Annotated in this window: 20 protein-coding genes; 8 read left to right on the forward strand and 12 right to left on the reverse strand. The window is 37.5% G+C overall.

Annotated elements, in window-relative coordinates; all coding sequences use genetic code 11:
• Positions 1-6 precede the first annotated feature (6 nt).
• The 8 genes from HPT25_RS28535 to HPT25_RS27355 form a co-directional block, all read right to left on the reverse strand.
• The gene (locus HPT25_RS28535; protein WP_217270019.1) at positions 7-1,992 is read right to left on the reverse strand and encodes a C40 family peptidase; all 1,986 of its coding nucleotides are present in this window, start codon (positions 1,990-1,992) and stop codon (positions 7-9) included.
• A complete protein-coding gene (locus tag HPT25_RS27325; protein WP_173071881.1) occupies positions 1,992-5,303 on the reverse strand; it encodes a TrbL/VirB6 family protein in 3,312 nt (1,103 codons plus the stop codon). The genes HPT25_RS28535 and HPT25_RS27325 overlap by 1 nt, the downstream gene beginning before the upstream one ends.
• An 11-nt stretch (positions 5,304-5,314) precedes the next feature.
• Positions 5,315-7,288 carry a VirB4 family type IV secretion system protein gene (locus HPT25_RS27330; RefSeq protein ID WP_217270034.1) on the reverse strand — a complete coding sequence of 658 codons (1,974 nt, stop codon included), beginning with the start codon at positions 7,286-7,288 and terminating at the stop codon, positions 5,315-5,317.
• A gap of 73 nt (positions 7,289-7,361) precedes the next feature.
• Positions 7,362-8,264, reverse strand: coding sequence for a hypothetical protein (locus tag HPT25_RS27335; RefSeq protein ID WP_246277413.1), 903 nt, complete (start codon positions 8,262-8,264; stop codon positions 7,362-7,364).
• Positions 8,265-8,281: 17 nt separating this feature from the next.
• Positions 8,282-8,590, reverse strand: coding sequence for a PrgI family protein (locus HPT25_RS27340; RefSeq protein WP_173071885.1), 309 nt, complete (start codon positions 8,588-8,590; stop codon positions 8,282-8,284).
• Positions 8,591-8,750: 160 nt separating this feature from the next.
• Positions 8,751-9,146, reverse strand: coding sequence for a hypothetical protein (locus tag HPT25_RS27345; protein ID WP_173071887.1), 396 nt, complete (start codon positions 9,144-9,146; stop codon positions 8,751-8,753).
• Between the two features lie 453 nt (positions 9,147-9,599).
• Positions 9,600-9,842, reverse strand: a complete 243-nt coding sequence (locus tag HPT25_RS27350) for a hypothetical protein (protein WP_173071889.1) — start codon at positions 9,840-9,842, stop codon at positions 9,600-9,602.
• Positions 9,843-9,884: 42 nt separating this feature from the next.
• Entirely contained in the window at positions 9,885-11,288 is a 1,404-nt protein-coding gene (locus tag HPT25_RS27355) for an ATP-binding protein (protein ID WP_217270020.1), read from the reverse strand.
• A 469-nt stretch (positions 11,289-11,757) separates the two neighbouring features.
• Here HPT25_RS27355 and HPT25_RS27360 point away from each other — a divergent pair, with 469 nt between their 5' ends.
• Positions 11,758-12,180 carry a helix-turn-helix domain-containing protein gene (locus HPT25_RS27360; RefSeq protein ID WP_173071891.1) on the forward strand — a complete coding sequence of 141 codons (423 nt, stop codon included), beginning with the start codon at positions 11,758-11,760 and terminating at the stop codon, positions 12,178-12,180.
• A gap of 124 nt (positions 12,181-12,304) precedes the next feature.
• On the opposite strand, the gene HPT25_RS27365 is transcribed toward HPT25_RS27360, so the two are convergent.
• From HPT25_RS27365 to HPT25_RS27380, 4 genes are all read right to left on the reverse strand, one after another.
• Positions 12,305-13,600 (reverse strand): DUF3854 domain-containing protein, encoded by a 1,296-nt coding sequence (locus HPT25_RS27365; protein ID WP_173071893.1) that lies wholly within the window; start codon positions 13,598-13,600, stop codon positions 12,305-12,307.
• Between the two features lie 27 nt (positions 13,601-13,627).
• On the reverse strand, positions 13,628-13,966 hold the full coding sequence (locus tag HPT25_RS27370; protein ID WP_173071895.1) for a DUF4258 domain-containing protein: 339 nt from the start codon (positions 13,964-13,966) through the stop codon (positions 13,628-13,630).
• A gap of 178 nt (positions 13,967-14,144) precedes the next feature.
• Positions 14,145-15,599: a CpaE/TadZ family protein gene (locus tag HPT25_RS27375; protein WP_217270021.1), complete on the reverse strand. Its 1,455-nt coding sequence runs from the start codon at positions 15,597-15,599 to the stop codon at positions 14,145-14,147.
• A gap of 308 nt (positions 15,600-15,907) precedes the next feature.
• Positions 15,908-16,126 carry a helix-turn-helix domain-containing protein gene (locus HPT25_RS27380; protein ID WP_173071899.1) on the reverse strand — a complete coding sequence of 73 codons (219 nt, stop codon included), beginning with the start codon at positions 16,124-16,126 and terminating at the stop codon, positions 15,908-15,910.
• A gap of 492 nt (positions 16,127-16,618) precedes the next feature.
• Here HPT25_RS27380 and HPT25_RS27385 point away from each other — a divergent pair, with 492 nt between their 5' ends.
• The 7 genes from HPT25_RS27385 to HPT25_RS27415 all read left to right on the forward strand — a co-directional run bounded on the left by HPT25_RS27385 (position 16,619) and on the right by HPT25_RS27415 (position 22,376).
• Positions 16,619-17,632, forward strand: coding sequence for a Rad52/Rad22 family DNA repair protein (locus tag HPT25_RS27385; RefSeq protein WP_173071901.1), 1,014 nt, complete (start codon positions 16,619-16,621; stop codon positions 17,630-17,632).
• Between the two features lie 92 nt (positions 17,633-17,724).
• Positions 17,725-18,861: a DNA polymerase III subunit beta gene (gene dnaN / locus HPT25_RS27390; protein WP_173071903.1), complete on the forward strand. Its 1,137-nt coding sequence runs from the start codon at positions 17,725-17,727 to the stop codon at positions 18,859-18,861.
• Between the two features lie 60 nt (positions 18,862-18,921).
• Positions 18,922-19,269, forward strand: coding sequence for a hypothetical protein (locus HPT25_RS27395; RefSeq protein ID WP_173071905.1), 348 nt, complete (start codon positions 18,922-18,924; stop codon positions 19,267-19,269).
• Between the two features lie 15 nt (positions 19,270-19,284).
• Positions 19,285-19,854 carry a hypothetical protein gene (locus HPT25_RS27400; RefSeq protein ID WP_173071907.1) on the forward strand — a complete coding sequence of 190 codons (570 nt, stop codon included), beginning with the start codon at positions 19,285-19,287 and terminating at the stop codon, positions 19,852-19,854.
• Positions 19,817-20,482 carry a hypothetical protein gene (locus HPT25_RS27405; protein ID WP_173071909.1) on the forward strand — a complete coding sequence of 222 codons (666 nt, stop codon included), beginning with the start codon at positions 19,817-19,819 and terminating at the stop codon, positions 20,480-20,482. The genes HPT25_RS27400 and HPT25_RS27405 overlap by 38 nt, the downstream gene beginning before the upstream one ends.
• 66 nt (positions 20,483-20,548) lie before the next feature.
• Positions 20,549-21,526, forward strand: coding sequence for a Mov34/MPN/PAD-1 family protein (locus HPT25_RS27410; RefSeq protein WP_173071911.1), 978 nt, complete (start codon positions 20,549-20,551; stop codon positions 21,524-21,526).
• 1 nt (position 21,527) lies between these two features.
• The gene (locus HPT25_RS27415) at positions 21,528-22,376 is read left to right on the forward strand and encodes a ThiF family adenylyltransferase (RefSeq protein WP_173071913.1); all 849 of its coding nucleotides are present in this window, start codon (positions 21,528-21,530) and stop codon (positions 22,374-22,376) included.
• Positions 22,377-22,428 lie beyond the last annotated feature (52 nt).

Here is a 22,428-nt window from a genome sequence, read left to right on the forward strand (position 1 = left end):
GGGGAGTTAATTCTGAATTAGTCTTCTTACATTTCCACTAAATCGTTGAGCCCAGTAACTTTTTGTCATGTCTGCTATTGCTACACCTGATGATGATTGGCAACCTATGAATTTACCATTTCCAAGATAAATACCGACGTGTCCATTGACCTTATAAGTATCAAAGAAAACGATATCGCCCGGTTGTGCTTGGTTATATGGCACTTTAATTCCCAAATTATTTAATGTATCTGTACTTGTAGAGCTTAAATCTCCTAAATTAACCCCAATTTGACCGAAGGCCCAATGGACAAAACTAGAACAGTCAAATCTTCCACTATTAATGTCGCTTTGATTTCGGCCACCACCGAATACATAGGTAGAATGACCAATCCATCGATCTCCAACTGTAGTAACTTGTTGAGCTTTGGAACCAGTCGATGAACCCCCAACATAAGTAGCTGCATTTTTAAACTGATCAGCGTACCTTAAGACTTTATCCACGTACCAGTCTGCATGGTTATAGGCATAAATAGCCTTTCGGGGGTCGGATGCCCATCCGGATATGGCTAAATAATGACCGGCCGTATAAATGGCATCTGCATTATTCCATATATCGGCTTTCCCATCTCCATCTCCGTCAACCCCGACAGATGCCCAAGTTGATGGTTCAAACTGCATTGGTCCCTGCGCCCCTGCGGATGATACCATATTGGGTGCGGTGCTAAAGGTCGTCTCCACATAGTGTATACCGGCAAGAACATACCAAGGAACACCATATTTCTTCTCTGCTCCAAGATAAAACGGCATAAATTGAGGGGGAACTCCTCCTCCTGGAATAACGGTGCCATCATATCCCACATAGCCACCATAATCGTAACCGCCACTCCCTAGTGAACCACTTAGCCATTCAGAATAAGATATTTGCCCGCCTGCAAAGGAATATAAGGCTTCAATAAGTTTTTTGTCATCAGTGCCTAGATTGTATTGATTCAAAATCTGATCGAATCTTGAATAATCAATCGTGGAATTTTCATTCACATTAAATTTTTGACTTCTGGTGCGAGTGGTGGTATCAATTTCAATTTTTTTATCATTTTCTACCACCTTAGTTTTCATAACAGGTACTACTTTCGTTGTGGGGGAGGAATACTGGTTATATCCGATGATTTCCCACACATTATTTAGCTTACAGCCCGTCTCATCACACACTTTCTCGGATTTCCAACCATAAATCGGGATGTTCTGATTAGCGGGAAAAGTTTGGGTCTCATTATCTATATATTGTTCGGTTTCTGTATTTTTCTGAGTTTCATAATCTACCTTAACACTGGTCACCCACGGCGTTGTATATGGACTATAAGTATAGGTTGTTGTCCCGTCCCAAGCCTCAACATTTGTGAGTTTTGAGACCCAATGATCTGTCTTTACTCTTTTTGGTGGATCACACTTTCCATCACGACAAACAGTCGTTTCCGTTTCGGTCCATTCATTGAATTTATCATACGTAAAGATTGGTTTTAGACTCACAGCCATTTTATGAATAAGCGCTTTGTAATCCTCGTTTCCCTTAACCATTGAATCAATTTGAATAACGGAAGCAATTAACCCTTCAGGCACACGGAACTTACGTTGCTCAGGGCGGGACATATCCACCGTGGAATAAGACTGACTTAGTATATATTGTTGAAGTTGCTTATCTTTACCTGTTAGCTTAGCTTCGTTTCCCCCATACGCCCACGTTGTAGCCATCATAATGATGATGACGACGAGAATAATGCCTAATATTATTCCGATTGCCGGTAAACCAATAGTGCTTAAAAAACTAAGAAGCATTTTTGTTAATAGGGCGATTGCTTTCACAATCGCCTTAACTGCTAATTTAGCTATTTTTTTACCAGCTTGTTTTAGTAATTTTCTACTTTTCTTTTTTACTGCTTGTGCTGCCTTTTCCTTAGCCAGTCGGACAACTGCTGATTCTTGATTTTCATTTTGCTGTTGAGGTAAACCCATTAGCCATTCCACCCTGCAAGGCTTTGACGCTTACGACTACTTTCTTGCTGATTTCTCATATCAAAGCGCTTATTTGGTTTTGGCGTAATGAATTGTTCTGGCTGAATTGTAGTGGTATAATTTTCAAACTCTTCTTCCACAATGGCAGCAGCTTGAACTTTATGACCTTTAATGATGCAGTTTTTTGTTACTGTTTTACCTTGAGGAATTCGAGCGTCTCCTGTTTGATAAGCAGAAACACGTACTTTTTCCCCTGCAGGTGTAGTTGCTTGCATATAGCTTCGGTCTCTCTCGATGACCAATTGAACATTTTCCATCCCGTGTTGTTTCAAATCATTTAAATAAAATTGTCCTGCATCCACTTGTTGATTGAATGCTTGAACTTCTTGAACTACATATGGGTTTTTTGGAGTATTCCTATTTGCTAACAATTTATTTGGATTCACATTTACTTGTGAAGAGGAAACTGGGATTTTCCCTCCTGCGGAATCTACTTTGTATACACTAGTGTTTGCGCCTTTAATCTGATGTGTAACAAATGCTCCATTTTCTACTTGTAAATCTTGATAAACCATTTCACCCTTCTTCATGGTGCTGTCCCCACGTCCAGTACGAGAGACAATTCTAGATTGACCTGTTTTGGTTCTAACCTCAATGTATGATTGATCAGGTGTTGTAACCATTCGAACTGCGCCAGGGGCAATTCTTTCTACACCATTATCACCTACCACGGTTTGAGCCATTTGCATGACTTCGGACGGCTCCGATATTACTTTATTTACGGCAGAATTATAAGGATTAATCTTTGAGGCGAATCTAGAACCTACTTGATATCCTGTAACCCCAGCAACAACACCACCGATATAGCCACCTGCATTATTCAGTCCTGCTTGCTTTAACACAGGATTTTCAGCCATTACGTTTTTTATCGCTTGAAATCCACCGACTGAACCTCCAACAATTCCATCAATTCCTTTTACTAGAACCCCTGCATTATTAGAAGAATCAGTGGCTTGTTGCCAACCAGCTCCGACACCAATACTAACTTGCTTGGCGAAATTTGCCACAGGAGTGACACCAAGGGCAGCCATAGCACCACTTACTCCTGCTTTTGTATTCAATTTTAATGGACTAATTTGTGGAGTGAATGTATGAGGAACACTTTCATTTGCAACTTTTAAATTTTCCTGAAACTTTTGCCCTCTTTCACTCTTCCACTGAACTTGTATTTGATTGTCCGACAAACCTTCAGCGCGTTTATCTGCAAAGAAAGCCGTTTTCGAATCAGTATCAGTACGCATACCTGCTAGTTGGCTAGTCACAAAATCACGATTTACTTTTTTGCCATTAAAAAGTTGAAGGCTTTCCGTTCCATTACTTGCGCTTTTAGCCACATCCACATATACTGCATTTTTGCCCCCATGGGACTGAGCAAATTGAACATCTACTTCTTCATTACTTAGATTCGGATTTTTAGCTTTAATGTCACCTTTAACTAATGAGGTGGCTTGTTGCCCCACTTTGTCAGCAAAAGCATTCTTATCAATGAAAGGTTGCGAACGCCCTTCCATCATGGAAGAAGCCGTTGATTTTGTCATTTGACCAAATTGTTTTCGTTTCTCACCCAAAGCCATATTCCATGCTCGTGATTTGTTCTTGTCATATTCAGCTTGTTCACTTTTGGTCATATTGTCTTTAGGAGGATTATGTTTCTCGTAATCTCTCATAAAGTTTCCTTCATTGTTTTTAGCCCACTCATTTGTCAGGCTAGCAGCTGTTTGCTCTGCAAGTTGGTATCCATTCGCATATTTGCCACTGGCGTCTTTTAATTTTTGTAACTTTTCCCCTGCCCCTTTTCTAAAGCCTTTCTTCACTTCATCTCGTTTTTGATTCCACATTTCATCGAGGTCTTGGTCTGTTGCATCAGGGAAACGGGATTTTAAATCACTCATTACATCTTTTTTATTTTTGTTTCCCCAGACTCTCGTGTCTTCTTCAGCAATGGCATTCTTTAAACTTTCTTCTATTCCTTTTGATTGTCCATTGTTTTTCGCATTTAGGAATGCTTGTTTCCCTTTTTTCAATCGGTCGCCTACTGCTTGGATTCCTGCTGAACCTACACGTCCTGTTAGTCCGCCTATCTTTTCACCCATTTCAGAACCGATAGCCCCCAATGCCATCGCGCCCATAGGTCCCATAGTCGAACCGGAAATACTACCTGCCATTCCTGCAGCAGCTTTCCCCATTTTCGATACAATTTGTCCTCTTTTTAGCATTTTCTCAGCAACAGAAGTAGAGCCTGTATCTGTTCCTGCATTTGCTCCTAAAGCTTTCTTATTATCTTCAGAATCGCCTTTACCCGTCACTTTTCCTTTTACACCATCATAGGCTGATTTCAAAGCACCTGAAAAAGATTGGTCTTTTAGTGCGCCTTTTGCGGCACCGAATACCCCGGAAAGACCTGCCATTCCAGCCATGGCCCCAGCTTTAGCAAATTTACCATTCATGTCTCCCCCTAATCCAATAAGGGAACGTAAACCTTCCGAAACAGGGATAAAAATGATATACAGAATCACACTTGGAATGACTTGGTTTTGAGAAGCAGCCATACTTGCTACTAGCCAAAACGTAAATGCATGCACAGATTGAACAAGTACAGTGCCTATCAATTCTTTTAACCACGCTCCAGTGATCGCTTTGGTTCGTGGATTAAGATAAAGTGCCATCATCACCGGACCGAGGATCATTAACATGAGTAAAGTTAGCTTTCTCATCATATAGTAAAAATTTGCCCAGATTGCTAGGCCGAGTAAAGCTAGATTAATAATAATCTCCCCTACTATTTGCTTCGCTGCACCGTTATCTATAGATGATTGAAATCCTTTTATATCCGATTTATAAGCAGAACTAAAGATATTAATAATCACGTCATTAAATTGAAAGATGAGCGAATACAATGTACCAAGATTAGCAAGAACAATCGCAACGATGGCAAGATCTTTTATAAATTCTATAAATTGTGTGCGGTTTGCCGGATTAAAAGATGTACCCGCAATCCGTATCCCTGCTAATATGATAGATACCAAAACGATAAAAGCTGCGAGAGTCATGGTTGCCTGTATTCCAGGATCATACGTATTCGTATAATCTGATGCTGTAAACGTATGAAACAATAAATCTCCACTTTTATCTTTTCCGAATACTAGATCTTTCAAAGAACTTAGGGTAATAAACGGTGCAACTAACGTTTGATAGATCCACCCAAAAATACTACTGAATATTTGTAGTATTTTATCCGATATAATTGACATGCACTCACCTCCTACTCAATACGCTTCATTCGTTTCCGTTGCAACATTTCTTCCAGTACAGCGGTATTACTTTCTACGAATGTCAATTCTTCCTCACTTGGATCAGTCCTTAACCAGACACTCGACTTACCACTTCGGATAATCGCTTCTCCTTTATCGGCATTCCCAAAAAGGCAAGAAATTTCACCTTCCGAAAGATCAAAATTCTCTCTAATTTTCTGTAAATCAATTTTATTTTGTTTTAAGAACATAAAAGTAAAGGTGTTCTGCAAGATACCCCTTGCTCGCTTACTTTCAAGAATACGAACAAAATCTTGTGAGGCAATACGCAAACCGCAATTCCGTTTTCTGCTTCTTCTAGCAACGGTTTCTAGGAAACTAACAGTCTGTTCAGAATCAACTAGAGTCCAAGCTTCATCAGCTACAACAATTTTCTTCTTTGACGAATTCTCCACGCTCTTTACGAAATACTCCCATATGTAGTTCAAAATAACGTGGTACGCTATTGGTCTTAGGAAGTTCTCTTCCATTGAACTAATATCAAAGTTAACTAATCGTGCAGTATGAAGAGCTTGAGTTACATTTTTACCTAGATATGTTTGTCCATCGAAAATCGGTTTGGAACCTGTTCTTAAAAATGGTCGAATAGCAGCTATTAACCTTTCAGCCTTTTGTTCTGTTCCATATTTTTCGATTAGGTACTCATAAATGTCCAGAATAGTAGGCTCTGGTTTCCTTACTTGCGACTGAATAATTTGCCCATCCACTTCCCTGGCATGGTTTTCAAAAAGGGAGGATGGATGTGTTGTAAATCCAAATTTATTAAAAAGATATTGAATGACTTCTTCTAAATAGTTTCTTTCGAAAACGGTGAGGCCTTCCTCTTCACTATTTTTCCCTCGGCAAATAATATCGAAAAACATAAGAATCTCATTTAATTTTTCACGTAAAGGGACAAATGAAATATACATCTTCCCGTTTTTTTCAATAATGTCTTTTTCGTCACTATCTTCTAGTAAGAGTAATTCTTCATCATCTTTTTCCAATGGAATCGTTGTGACATTCATGGCTATAGGATTAATTCGAATATCCGATTCCTCTGAAATTTTAAGGTTGACCCCACCTAATCTGCGGACAATCTTAACGAATTCTCCCTCAACATCTATTAATCTAGTAGAGATACCCATTCCAGTCGTTTCGCGGGCTAACAGAAGTTTGAGAGCTAATGATTTTCCCGAACCACTCGTCCCGAAGATCGCCATGTTAAAATTATCTGGCTTAATTTCTTCTGTTCCAAAAGCATTATAAAATTCTTTTTGTCCTGTGATTTTATTGATTCCAATTGGGATTCCACCTGCAAAGCGCCCACTGCCCGATATAAATGGAGAAAAAGTGCTTAATGCTCGGCGGTCAATGTTTCGTAGTGAATCATCTATTTCATTCGTTCCAATCGGAAGTACAGAACGTAATCCTTTTTTTACCCGACTCCATGTGGAAGCCACTTTAAAAAACATTCCAGATAGTTCGTCTTCTATATATTCACTGTATTTATCCAATTCTTTTTTGCTATTACCATATAAAACACCTAATACTCCCACATGGTAACTATCATTCTCATTAAATTGGGTTTCAGCCATTAATTGCTCGGTATCAATAATCTTGGTTTCCAAGTCTTGAGTTTGATCAATATTCCCTCTCTTTCTTTGGAATGCGAGGTTGGACTTAAGCATGGTAATTTGTCGTTGGAGCATTTTTACTGCTTCATTCTTTTGGATCTTATGAACGTCAATGAGTACGTCACATTCTCCGCTGGAGGTTAAACTGTATAGCCAGTTTGTCTGCATTTTACGAGGATATCCATCTCTAGTGATGTAGAACGGTCTAAAATACGTCCGCGTCCCCAACGACTGCTTAACGACTCCATAATCTTCATTTTTTATAGACATTCCTTCAGGAGCGATTACATCCCAAAAAGTTGGTCGCATGTCATATTGAGTAATGATTTCTTCTTGTCCTTTGTTATCTGCTTTCTTTTTTGGTGAAGAGATTTTTTCTTTTTTAGCTTGCTTGTTCTTTTTCGGCTTCTTTTGATTCTCTATTTGACTCACGCTCGATCATCTCCTTAACCATTTCAATTCTTTCAAGGTTTTGGTCAGCTGTTACGTATAAAGCTAATTGTTCTTGTAAATTTGTATCTTTAAATTTATTTTTAACCGCTTTTCTTCTGTTGAAAGCATAGTAAAGCACTTCGCCTATTCCTTCATTGGTCAGCATTTGCACATCTATATCTGCTTTTCTTAAAGCGTTCTTGGCTGTGTTTAAGCGGCGATATAGTTCCTGAAACGCTTTGTCTAAAACTTTTTCTTCTAGTTCCTCTTGGTCATCTGCCTTGATTTCAGAAGGATTGATGGTTGTATAAAACACTAAATATCTTCTTGTTTCGTACCGTGGAGTTACCGCTTGCCATTTTGTTAAGTCCTCAATGAGGGTTTGCCCATATTCCAGAGCATTCAGATTCAAATCCTCTTGGGATTTCATGGTGTCTCTCATCATTTCAATTGGTTCTGACAAATCAATGTAGCGATTTTGCAAGTAAAATTGAACCGGATAATTAATTTGTGCTAACCATGTTTCGAATGTAATATCTATTCCTTCTTGTTCATCTTGAGATAGTAGAAAATAGTTTACTGGCTCAACCTCTGCAATCATGACAAACTTGTTATTATTAAAACGAACCATGTGTGAGTTGATTTCTTTTATATCTTTAAACATCTCTCTAAATGGATCAGGTTCTTCTTCCCCTGCTGTAACGGCAACATGTTTCTTTCCTTTTTTTCTTTTTAAGGAAATACCCGTTAATTGTGTGTTTTTTTCTTTCCAGGGCAAGATTGGCTCCTTCAAGATTACTTTTGCAAAAACATAAAGACCTATGGCCAAAATAGCCATAATCAATACTTCCATCATTCATTCCTCCAAATTTATTTCCGCCAGTTTCCCAACTGCGTCTTATACTGTAGTTTGGTTAATAGATATTTATCATAGTCCATATGAAATTTTTCTTTCCTTAGAAAACCCAAGATTAATACCACTGCAGCAACCGGTGCAGCGCCTATGACTGATGCGATAACGCCAACTACCGGATTTGGAATAAGGGCAAAAATAAACGGGACGTACCAATAAATGAGTCCTCCACCTGCCACGAGATAGATTAATTGCCTTTTTGATAAGATTCCTAGAATTGTCTTCTGCTCTGAAGCCATATCAATTGGGACGGTAACTTTACTCATACCAATACAACTTCCTTTCAATTATTTATCGTTCTTTATATTTATGGTTTTATTGATTGGATTCGTTACGATTTTCATGGGTACACATCATAAAAATGATCCCCTCTTTTTAAGAGGGGAAATTTTAAATAAGAGGAACAAAGCTCAGGTTAAATAAATATTAGGACCCGAAGCCTGCTACCCAACCAGCTATGGTGTAAGACTTCATAATGATCCATCCACCAACGAATACAAGAGCCAATTTAATGAAGCCCTCCGTCCGTTTTTGAGGATTTCCACCAGAACCAGCTAACGTCATGCCTCCCCAAACTAAGCAAGCAATAATCCAAAAACCACCAAAGGCCATAACTACATTCACAAGAGAGGTTAAGTCTTTAAAAAGACCACTTGATGCGGATGTTGTACTGGAACTAGGTGAAATTCCTGCGCTAGACCAAGCACTTTTAGTGCTAGCTGCAAAAGCCAAGCTAGGGAATAATGCAGAGAATCCAGAATATATGGCAGTCGCAACAGCCATAGGTGAAAGTATTTTTTTTAGTTTTGCAAGTTTTGCCAAAAGAGTGTGCACCTCCATGAAAATTTTGTGACCGCAGGGCAAATAAAAAACCCCACTATAAGCACGAATTTAGCAAGACACCGTTAAGGCATCTATTCGTGATCATAGTGGGGTTCTCCCATTTATGAATTATTTAATATTTTTCAAGAAACTTTCTGTACTAATCTTATATAAAAAGTGTTAAAAAATCAATAATTAATTATAAAAAATCAAGTTTTACATATTCCTGCTGTATGTCACCCCACAGTCCTTGGTATTGGGGATCACTTCGGAGAACAGATTTTTTTTGTCTTGTTAGGAGAATACCCTGTTCAACCAACATTTATATTCCTGTGTACACGAAATATCTCTGATACTCCCACAGCTGAATGGGCTTTCCCGTTCGGGTAGTTCTGAAAACAAAAAAGCAGCCTTAGCTGCTTTTCTCCATGCTTTAAGGGTTATTCCGTACCTTTATATTTTCTTAATTAATTCCCAACCCCTTACTCCTTTACTGGTATCTAACATATATTTTTCGCTACAATTATTACAACTAAGATAAACAGAATGGTCACGAAACCCTGGTATATTATCATGTTCTTCAATTACTTTTCCGTTACCACAAGCGCATTCATATTCATACCGTTCTGTATCCCCTGATCCTGCTCCGTAACCACGATGATCGTTATCACTTGAATAGATAAGTTTTCCTCTCATATTTAGCACATCCTTTTTGGGTTTAATTAGGTAATAAAGCGTTTAGCGTTTTTTAACAAACAATTTATCAGCGAGAACACCGATCATGTCTGTTAATTCGTTTTCAAATTCTACTGTACCATCATTGGTGCCGGTAACAGCGTGGATCAGTTCGTGGATGAATACCCCACAAAACGCATTATAACGCTCTAACTGGTCTCTCTTAATGATGATCCGTTTGTTGAATTCATCCCAAAGACCTTCTACATCGGTGTTCATACCCCCCGGTTTCATCGTTTCAGAAACGAGAATTTCCTTTACTGTTTCCTTAGATTTCGGGAATAGTGTCAATAGCGTTTCGTGTATAAAAAAGACTTCTCGTTCTTTTTTTGTCAACTCGCTGACAGGGACAAATTGATACTCAAAGCTTTCATTCCATTGAAACGAAAATGTGTCTAAGTCCACGATGTCGTTGCCGTCCAAGTCTTTAATCTCAGGCAACTTCCCAGCGAGTGAGAATGGAATCGGGATTACTCTTCGTCCTTCCAGTTTGGCATAATCAATATACTTGCTTCCAGCGTTCATCTGGTCTGGGGTCAAAAAAATCAATTTTTCTTTCGAATTCAAGATTTTGCATGCATGCAATTGAACATCCACCCATTGCATTTCATCATGGGAATCCCCGAGCTGCCATTTTTGCAGATCATCCGCTAGAAGATTGGCGACCGCAGAACTTTCACTATGTAGTAGAATGCTTTTGATTCGGTCAGAATACGCGCTCCTGCCGACATTTGAGCGCTCTCTGTTCAAAGATTGAAGCAGTTTTTTCTTCGGTGATGTGATGTTGTAGGAAAATAGCAAATTCTCTTCTTCGGCGACACAAATACCGTTCACGAATATACGAGAAACCTTCCCTTTTTTCTTAATGATGGATCCGTATCTTGTTTCTTCGAGAATCTCTTCGTCCGAGAAAGTTAAGAAAAAATGCTTGGCTGCTTCCATATCTTTATCCGAAACCCCTTTAAAGAAGAATTCCGTTCCGAGAAAATTAGGATCCGTCGGAGATTCTATTACGGCGTGAAGGGTAGGGATGTCTTCAAAACCATGCTTGGGCGACTTGCTGATGGAGATGTTTCCATATTTGGATTTGATAATCACCTGAATTCCCCTTCGATCGAAGGTCGCGAAAGCATCTTTCAGACCCACTCCGAATTTGCCGATCACTTTATCCGGCTGCTTGAGTTTCTGGCTGTTTTCATTTTGTGTTAAATGCTTGTAGCTAAGCCCCCGACCGTAATCTTTAATACTCCAATCTCCCTCTTTTGTTTTAAAGATATCGGGATTTTTCGTATTGGTAAGCGATGCTTCATCGAGGGCATTTGCAATCACTTCTCTGACCGCGTGTGGCACTGTCCAATGTTCCAATACTTTTTCGATATTCAAATCAAATTTTTTAATACCGATCATCTCCTTTTAAGATAATTGTGAATATTCTGATAATAAAAACTAGAAGTATCAGGGGTAACATACAAGCTTCATGAAAATACAAGAGAGTATACACCCAAACAGGTTGGATTTATTTTATTTTTGAAGTTATGCTTACTGCACTAAAACGTGAATGGAATCCAATCTTGCCGAACGCAATCCGCTACCTTTTTCTCCTGAATGTTAATATTGTATACCCAATTTCCAAGCTTCCGTATGTATGAAACCGACAAAGTAAAACCCCTTCTTATTTAAACTTTATATTGGATTTTGTTTATGGTCAATAGCCTTTTAGATATACGTATACCTGCATTTGATGCCATATAAAGATAACAGGTTAACGGCGAAAACGTATATAATATTAATAAGATATTACTTTCATTTGGAATTAATTGAATGTATCAAATTGTAAAGGGGTTAACTATAAATTTTTTTAAAAAGGGGAACCTAAATGGCGCTGAACACGTTAAAGTACCGAAGAAAATTAACAAACAAACAAAGAGTAAATATCATTAAAAGATATGAAAAAGGTGATATAAGTCTTAGCGATTTAGCTAAAAAGTATAACGTGTCAAAGACAACTATTTGGAAAATTGTTAAAAAAAGCGAAAATAAAATACTAATTGACGAAATTAGAGATGGGTTACATGAAACAACCATATCAATAAAAAACAATATAAAAAATATCGAGCGTTTAAGCAAAATAATAGATGAAAGCAAACTATCAAAAGAAGAATTAGAAGAGTATGGAAAAATTATAAATCTGATTTCCCCTTTTGAAGCATTAATAATTCAACTTGAAGTGGTGGAGAGGATAAATAAAAGCACGGATATGAAACGATTCATAAACCTTATTAAAAATAATAAAAGATAACCCTATGAAGCAGAAAAACTGCCCCTTTAATGTAAAGGAACAGTTTTTCAATTTTTTTAAATTTTAGAGATTGAGTAAAGAACTTTTTTACAAGTAAATGACTTTTTTTATACAACAACAGCTACTAAAACAGCCTTTTTAGATTTGGTAGTTTTCCAGAAATAAGGCACTCGTCTATTCCTTTTCCGTCTACTTCGCCGTTCCAAATAGCAAGATTACCTGTATATCCTAGATTTTTCAATTCCTTTGCACACTCAAATAAATGTTTCTTTACGTAGACGTTGTTGACTGCATCAGCATCAAAGCAAATGTTAACTTGTTCAACTTCCATTTCTTTTAGAATCGGAAGCGCTAGTCTCCATGCTCCTACGCCTGGTAAAGCCAGCATAGTTGTACCAATTTCATTCAACTCCATTGGATCGTACAGCTCAACAATTTTATCTACAGCAATGTCACATTTAAGCGGGCCTTCACTAAGCCATACTGTTTTAGCTTTTAGTTTCTTCCCTACTTCCCAATTTAATAAATCCTTTGAAGGAACAGCTACATGAACAGGAGCAGGATTCCCTGAACCCGTACCTTTATTTTTATTTAAAGAACTAAGCCAGAAATAGCGCTGTCCTTTGATTAGTTTCACCCATCCGATCAATTCCTTTTGATAGGAAATGGTTTCGAATTTACCAAATTCCAATTCAGTCTCCATGATAATTTCACCATTGTAAGCAATCTGAACTAGGTTGGGTTGCTTAATCACTCTAGCTTGAAGTCCCTCTTTATGCTTTTTTATCTCAACATCGTTAGGCGGGTTATCAATTCTGAATTGAAACCCTTCAATCTCATTTTTATAGTTTCGGAAAGGCAAGAGAATACCCTTATTACCAGCAATTGTCCAGTAAGAACCATATTGACCGTTTGCTTCATAAAAGCCAGGGATTCCTTTAAAAGATGAAACACCTAACATGTGCTCTATATCCTTCACGGTCTCCCACGGTTTATCTGGAAATGAACGATACTGGCGGGCAAATATTTGATTGTCCGTTAATTGTCTAGAGGAGGAAGTCAAATGGTCATAATGACTATCCTCCAAGATGGTACAATCTATTAGTGTCCGATACACTTCATTTAAGACATTGGAAGGTTTCTTTTCCTCACCAACCACATAATCTACATTAGATTTTTCAATTTTTCTCTTTTTATCTCCTTTTAGCCAATGCAGCCATGATGGTGTAGCTGAATTTTTACTGAAAGGATACTTGCTCTCGACACGAATACAAGCAATAGATTCCCCATCTTCATGGATAATACAGCCTCCTCGATGACCACAAATATCGCAACTTTCACGATAAAATTCGAGCCATCCAGGTATGCTGGTTCTCCTTAATGTAGACCTCATTTGCACTTTGGTTGTTTGGTTATTCAAAAACGAACACCCTTTCTAAAAGTTTTTTTATATGCAATCAAAAAATCGTTTATTGTCTATTGGAGGCATTACCGTAACGACTTTATATAGCCTTTTCCCTTCCTCTGATAAAACAATAACAATCGGATTAGAATCCTTATCTCGTCCTGCAATGACATAATTAAACGTATACTTACGAATATCGTGGTTAAAGCCCGTTTGCACTTCTACAATAGAACCATTCATAATGCAGGAAACAATATCCCCTCTATCGTATCCACGTTTTATTAACCTTTTGTAAGTATGATTACCAATATGAATATGGCCATCTTTGCTCATAAGGATTTTTTTCATATCTCTCAACTTGTTTGCTTGTGCTACATTCATCTTTTCCACCACCTTTTATATTTTGAAAATAAAAAAAGCGATCAATGGAAAGATAGATTTGGTTTAAAAGGTATCAAACACCCTTCTAATCTATCAGTCCAAAGACCGCATTTGTTTGTTAGTAAACTGCTAACTCATATGAGCTGCCCAAAAAAGAAAAAACAAAAGAATTGAATAGCTAAATCATATCATGCTTTTTCTTGCCCCGCAACGGCGTTCTTGGGAGTATAGAACGTATCTTTTGAATGAGTCCTTTTTCTTTAATGTCAAATGATTCCCCTAGCAGCTGTTTACTAATCGTCAAAAAAGGTTCCTTTAGTTGCTGATAAACAGTAGGTTGTTCAATAATAGGTGCTTTTTCATAGTAGTTTTTATGAACCTCAAAGTGCATACATGGTAACGATGCAAGTAAAGGAATCTCTAATTCACTTGCTAATCGTTGGTCTTGGCTAAAAGGGAGTTTTTTATTAAAAATGAGATAGCACGTCAAACCATATTTTTCTATTAATGTGTGGATATACTTTTTCCAAGCAAGATTTTGTTGAAAGGCATCATCGACAATAATCCAGAGTTGATCTAAATGCTCCAGAGCATGTTCCGTGTAACTTTCCATTTTACCTGTTGGAAGATCCACGATCACGACATCATAATATTTAATGTTGTTAATGTAGTGATATAAAGTTTCATATGTCCACTCATAGGCAGTATCCTGATCATCCAAAGGTAACCACTGTACTCCGTTATAACTCCAACTAACACTGTCAGCGGATATTTCCTTCTTATTCAGCGCGGCAGCATAGGAATTCCAACCTTTAGGAATATCGCTATATCTCTTTAAAGTCGTTTTAAGGATATGATTTTTGTTTAAAGCTTCTAAAACCACGGTCGGTATTCTTTCTTTTCCTAAAAAAATAGAATAGTTCATGATAAACGTCGTAACACCGATACGATTTAAAGGAGCCCATACACCAATCGTTTTATTTCCATCCCACTTTGCTTTTAAAAAAGAGTTTTTGCGAATCTCCAAAGCTCTTTCCATGATCACTTTCTCTTCATCCTCAGGTTGAGTCTGCTTCACCTGTTCTTTTTTTAACACTTTTTTCGTTAGCTTTTTGGACTGAGATGAAATAGTTGGTTCGTCTGTTACCTCAAAAGGTGGTTCCTTACTTTCCAGTACTTCTTTTTTGTTTTTATCTTCTACTGTTGGAGAATGGGCTTCATTCTTAATCGTCTCCTCTTTGTCTTTAGAAGAACTGGTTTCATTGGCCTTCTCCCCGTTGTCTTTAGGAGAACTGGTTTCATTGATCGCCTCCTCGTTGTCTTTAGAAGAACTGCTTTTTGCATCAGACGGAGGCGTTCTTTTTTTGTTTATATCACCAGGATTTTCTTCGGTTTTTTTAAGACCATCCTCTTTTTTTCCTTGTGAAGATGTCATGGGTTCTTCCTTTTGTGGTGAGATAGATGTTTCTTTTTCGCTACCAATTGTTTCTGCTTTAGGTTGAATTTGAGAAGATTCTTGATGAATGGGTGTGTCCTTTATATCTATTGTTGCTGGGTCTTCTGTTTCAGTTTCAATATCTTTTAATTTAGTAGAATATCGATGAATAATAACCCATTGATATACTTGTCTCAAATCCTTGAACGAATGTAAATACTGCAATTTTCCATTAAATGGATGAAGGTCATCCTTATTTCCAATATACAAAATGTTAGGTTGAAGATGATCCATTTTTTCTAAGGCTGTAATTTGGTCAGTAATAATAAATGATAATGATGAGCCGTCCTTTAATAGTTTTTCATATTCTTGAAGGGAATTCGCTGTATTAATTTTTATTTTTCGATTAACCTTCTCCATTTGTATAGAAAAAACATCCAGTAGTCCATTTATTTCATCGGTATCATATTTATTCAGTAGGAATAATAGAATCTTGACTAACATGCCTATTCTCCATCTAATCTTTTCAAAAAGTTATTAATTTTTTTAAGTAATTTATTTGTGACAGGCAAACGATAATTTTCTATGGCTACTAAATAGTTCGTGCTGATTTGCAGTTCTTTTGCCAGCTCATATTGTTTCATATTCCCCAATCTTTTCCGTAAAATGATGATCCTCTCAACATCATCGCTAACTTGTATCTGATTTAAAGATTCTAATTTCAAGTTTCAGCTTCCCCCTTCTATCGGAAGTTATGAATTTGTTCAAGAAAACAAAAAATGCCCATACTTCCCCTATGCTATGGGGATATGTATGAGCAGTGCTTGCTTTTAACATAATTCGGTTTTTAACTGAGACAAATTATATCACAAACGCAACTTTTCGTGAATAAAACTTTAAACTGAAGGTTTCAAAAAAATTATATTGTCTTTATCCTTATTTCTTATGTATAATTAGGGCATAGTTATTTTCTTTTATTTTTCTTTTGCGACCTTACGCTTTGGTCAGCAGTTAATTATCAAACTATAGAAGCCTTTGGGCGTTTGTCATAAGATGATATACAATTCGTATGTCTTCCTTTAACAAACACCCAAAGGCTTTTTTGCGTTTTGCAAAGAAAAAATAGGGGTGAGTGACTTTACTGAGTAGCCTACGCGTTTTTTTACGCTGTACTACTCATTTTTTATTTCTATCAAACTTTTAGGAGAGTGTTTATAATGACAAATTGTAGCGGAGTAGAATTAAGCCAAAAAGAACTTATGGAGAGATTACAAGAACCATTTGCACCGGAGGACATCGAGTGGCGCGTACAGCGTTCTATGATGGTCATTGGAAAACCTAAAGCGATTGTCTTAGGATATGTCACTGCTAGAGCTATTCAACAGCGTTTAGACGATGTTGTAGGTCCATTGCATTGGAAGAATAGCTACAGTACTTGGCGAGAAAACGGTGTTTTATGTGGGATTGCCATTAAGTATCAAGGTGAATGGATCGAGAAATTTGACGGTGCTGACGAAACGAATGTTGAATCAACGAAAGGTGGTTTTTCAGCTTCCTTTAAGCGTACAGCTGCAGCAGGTTTCGGCATCGGAAGATATCTTTATAAGTTAGAGGAGAGTTGGGTTGAAATAAATGAGTCTAAGAAAACTCCAAACGACCAATATTTTAATGCCAAAGTCAAAAATGGCAATCAAGATACTTGGATTAAAGGGTACTGGACTCCACCAACTTTACCAGATTGGGCCCTGCCGAAAGGTTACTCAACTGGAACTCAAACAGCTAAAGAATCAAACCAAGAGAAAAATCAATCGAAACAGCAGCAACAGACTGGTCAAAATCGTACTCAATCTAGTAATCGTGAACCCAAAAAACTCACGAGAGATGATATGTTAAAAACGATTAAAGATCATGAAAAGAATCTTGGTTTGCCCGATAAGCTACGATTCCCTTTATTTTTAAAAGCTAATCCTGGTTCTGGTACTTCCAAAATTTCAAATGCTACTGAAGAGGAATTAAAAAGATACTTCTGGGCTATACATCCAGTCAGTCTAGTTGTAACATTCGGTAAAAACTACGGATTATCCATGGATGAACTACTTTACTACTGTCAAATAGTAAAGCCTGAAGAGAAGATCAGTGAACTCTTTAACCTTTTCCTAAAGTTAACTAGGGAAGATGTTCAAAATATTCTCAATCTAATTCGTGGCGATAAACAAGAACAAACTGCTTAAGCAGAGAGTAGGCTCAAAATGATGGGACCATTCCCCTCTTTTGTGCCTTTTTTTATTTAAAAAAACAATTAAACCTTGGGAGGAACAAAAAAATGAAATTTGAAATTAAGAGAGATGTATTAGTAGATGGATTAACTAAGGTGGGGAAAGTCGTAAAATCTAAAGCTTCATTGCCGATCTTACAAGTTTTTTTGCTTGAGGTTACGGATAAGGAGATCATTATAACTGGCTCTGACAATACAGAAACTATTAAGTATGCTATTACGGTTGATGGTGAAGATGTAAAGGTCATCGAGTCGGGAAATATTGTTATTCCGTATCAGATTGAGGCAATCGTTAAGAAATCTAATAATTGTATTCAGTTTTCACTGGAGGATGGTAATAAAACGACCATCAAAAGTGGAAAAAGTGAATTTGAAATGATTTGTCTTGACGCAGAGGATTTTCCAAGACTTCCACAATTCGATTATGTAAATCCTTCGCTAGTATTAGCCGGAGAACAATTTAAGGATCTAATTAAAAAGACTTACTTCGCTGCAAGCACAGCTGAAACACGCCCTATTTTGCAAGGTGTTTGTATAGAACTCGTTCCAGGATATGTTCATCTTGTGAGTACAGATTCTCACCGACTTGCTAGAGTAAGACATCAAGCACAAGCGGAAGAAGAGATGACTGTCGTGGTTCCAGCCAAAAGCTTGGATAATATGTCTAAAGTTTTCGACTTAGATCAGCAGGTAGAAGTATTTGTCCAAAACGAACAAACCATTCTATGCAAAAACGGCCAGACCTACTATATGTCTAGGTTGCTAAACGGGAATTATCCAGATACTAATCGATTAATCCCAACGGACTCTTCTGAAATCGTCACGATTAATCGTAAACAATTAGTTGATGGACTTGAATTAATCAAAGAGGTTGCTACTTCTGGCGAAGGTAATAAAAGCGGAGTAGTACAGTTTCACGTTAATGGAGTTGCGTCACTATCCAGTCAACAAAGTCAAAAAGGAAAAGGCAAAATTGACATTCCTTATGAATCATTTGAGAGTGAAGAACACGAAATGACCATTTCATTTGATTGTAAATATGCGTTAGATGCGCTGAAATCAATGGATTGTGAAACGGTTGATATGAGCTTTAAAGGTTCTATGCGTCCGTTCGTCATTAAACCACATGGAGATGATGTGCAACTAGATGAATTGCAGTTAATTCTTCCAGTACGCACATACTAATAAATATTAAGAGCAGGAAGGTCCCTTTTTAGACTTTCCTGTTTTTTTATAGAGGTGAATATGTTGGAATTTGATATTAGTAAATTTGAAGCCCATCTTCAATTTAGAGATAAGACTTCAAAAGGAGTAAGCGATAAAAGCGGATTTATCAACGTTATTCGATTCATGTGGAATCATTATCCCCTTGAGGAAATAGATTTTACATCTTTTTCGTACAACGATGTTCTCAAATCACTTGATGCGATGGATGAACTCCCACTCACTCAATTAGATGATAGTGATGAGTATTTCTTCGTAGACCCCCATAATCCATTTATGGCATATGCAAGTATAGAGGACGCTATAGCCCGTTTATATCATGATAAAAACAAACAATTTCATACAGATGATGAGATCATTTTCATCTGATGGAGGGGGATATTTATGTCTGAAATGAGCGTATATGAACATCAGTCATACATGTATTCGATTTCTAATTTGGCCATGCTGAAACTATTTTATGATGCAGGTGTTAACGTAAAAGAGAAGATTCATATTAAGTCTTTTATGGTTGATGTCCAATATTCCAATGACCACTCTTTGGAGATAATGAGCGATGGTTTTAAGGAATTGTTTGAAAGAGTCGAACTGTATGGCTATGGCGATGATTTTCCAGAGGAATATGCAGAGTTCATAGAAGCTTCAGAGTACTCATTACTATTAAAAGATACCGTTCTGGCAACTGTGTTACAGAGTTCTTTTTCTAAGGAACTTGAAGCGGCGATCACTGCCTCAACCCGTGTTGGCGGTACTCTTCCTGTTGAAGCAGATTCCTTTATTCTTCCTGATAAAACTGGATTCGCGATTTCGGTCCACTGGTCTGGAATGTTACATGAACTAGTGAAGAATGTGTTGGAAATTCGACGATTAGCAACCGAGAATGCTACTAAACTTATATTGGAGAGTGAAAATAGAAATGGAATTTCTAATCAAGCTAACGGACAGACTGCGTAATTTTAGTGACTATGTTTCCGTTACTAAACAAACGGAAAAAGGAGTTGTCCTTGGCGAATACAAAATGTCTCTATCCGATGTGATCAGATGTTTAACGGATTCAGCCACGGAAGGTCAGCGAACAGAAACTCCTTTTCTACCAAGAAATTGTACAAAGTTAGTTTCTAAGCTGAATGGCTTTGAGGTGTTTATCGAAATACCAAAAAGAAAATGGCTGGTGACTTACGATAATGAACAAACTCACATTGGCTTTCCAAAAATGATCATCAAGTATGACATTTATAAAAATCAGATTCGATATATGCAGCTTGTAGCTGTTCGAGAGGAAAGGAACCGTATTAATGGGGAAACCCCCTTATATTACTTCCCCTTCTCAAATGTCGATAAAGATAATTCAAAGGTCTGCATGGGCACCAATGAAATGCCTATTATAAAATGCCTTAGTCAGCTTGATACCATGCATAATCTATTCTTTTCAGCACCGTTTGGTGAAGATTATGGTGGTATTACAACGGAAGGTCAGAGTGTAAAACAAATTTTTCAATCACTAAAGGATAAAGACTTTCATGATGAGTTGCTGGTACCAATCGGGCAAACTTTTAATGATTACTTTTCTTTAGAAAGTTAAACAAACTTTGAGATTTTTTTACTACTAAACTACTAAATTATGAATGATTATTGGGAGGAATTTAAAATGACTAAAACAATAGAGCAAACTGATATTTTTTCACTTTTCGGGATTGAAGACGAGTATAGTGAAAAGAAAAAGCGTGAAGAAGAGGAAATGCAGAAGAGTATCGCAGAAGCCCAAAAAAGAGCAACCGCGAATAAGAATTCTTCTACTACTCCGAACAGTAACACTTCTTCAGGTGGTGGAGATAAGTTTGAGGTCGATGAACAGACCACAATCAAATATTTCGGGTTAGAAATAGCGATTACGGATTACTTTACGGTTGAGGAATTGACAGATGGTATTCCGACCCAGAAAAAAGATGGGGAATCCGAAATGAAGAAAGTGGATGAGGAAAGCTTAAGAAAACGGATGGAGAAAGATTTTGCAGAACTTGTAGCTGGTATGACAACAATGGTTTTCATTAAAAAGAAAAACATTGTACTTCCGATCATACAAGCCAAGAAAAAAGGTGCAAATCTTGAAGATTGTAACATGGAAGAAGAGTCGAAAGACTCTTCTTTTTCTACCCGTAAAATCCCTTTCTCCTTATTAGCGGAGTTTATTTCTATAGCAAAACACTTTTCAGATGAGCATGGCACTGAGGTACACGGCGACGTTTATTTAGATTTTGATGAAGAAGAATTCTTCATGATGATTCCGGAACAAACCGTCCATAAATATTGGGCTGATCCAACGGAGGATTCTCTTGTCACAGCTATGAAGCTAATAGATAAGAGGTTTGTAAAGGTGCTTGAAATTCATAGTCATCATACAATGTCCCCTTTTCCAAGTTCGCAGGATGATGAAAGTGAACGTTCCCCTATTCTTTATGCAATTGTGGGGAATATTGATCACTTTTTTCCTGAAATTACTTGTAGGACGTTTAGCAAGGAATTGGATAAGCACATTGAAATCAATCCCTGGCGTGTATTTGAAAATCCATTTACGAAAGTGCCAACACAAAAATATGATCTAAGTGTCGTGGAGGTAGTAAAATAATATGACGATTAAATTAATAAAACACAAAAGAAAAATATTCCCATTCATTGTGCAAGTGGGAACGGGAGCCACTGGTTCGAATGTTGTTTCTCATATCGCCCAATTGCTCTCTATATTTCAAATAAGAGGGCAATATTTGATAGCAGATCCAGATATAGTTGAACCTCATAACCTATTAAACCAATTGTTTTTAGAGGGTGAAGTCGGCAAAAAGAAAGCTGATGTTCTAGCAAGACGATATCGCGCTGCCTATCAGGTCGATATTGCTTCCTATTCGAAAGATTACATTGAAGATGTAGAATCACTCATGCAACTGTTTAATACCGATTATCTGCGTATAGGGCACTCCTATGATACTTTGTATCTACCAATCATAATAGGTTGCGTAGACAACAACTACAGCCGTCAAATCATGCATCAATTCTTTGAGAAAGCGGGCCGTTGTCTTTATCTAGATGTTGGGTCGGAAGCTGCCATTGTTCCTGCTGACTATCCAAATCGTCCTAAGCAAGAATGGACGGAGGAAGAGTTAGATACCTTTAATTCTACAGGTTGGAGCGGGCAGGTGGTTTGCGGTCTAAAAATGGACGGACAAACGATACTTAAGGCTGTGGCAGAAATGTTTCCTGATATTCTAGCGGATAAAGACGAGATTGCGCCTTCCCAAGTGGCTTGTAGTAACATAGTGGCACGGGAACCTCAACGTCTGATCGTTAATAAAATGGCGGCATTAGCAGTGACTACCTATATAAATGAATTATTCGAAACAGGTACGATCAGTAATCATATGACTTTCTTTCATGCCAAAAAAGGATATATGCGGAGTAATCCTGCAAAGAATATAGACTGAAACCTCCCTATCATTGGGGAGGTTTCCTCGTCTATCATAAAAAAACTGATTC

It is taken from the genome of Neobacillus endophyticus, from assembly GCF_013248975.1.
GTDB classification, from domain to species: domain Bacteria; phylum Bacillota; class Bacilli; order Bacillales; family Cytobacillaceae; genus Neobacillus; species Neobacillus endophyticus.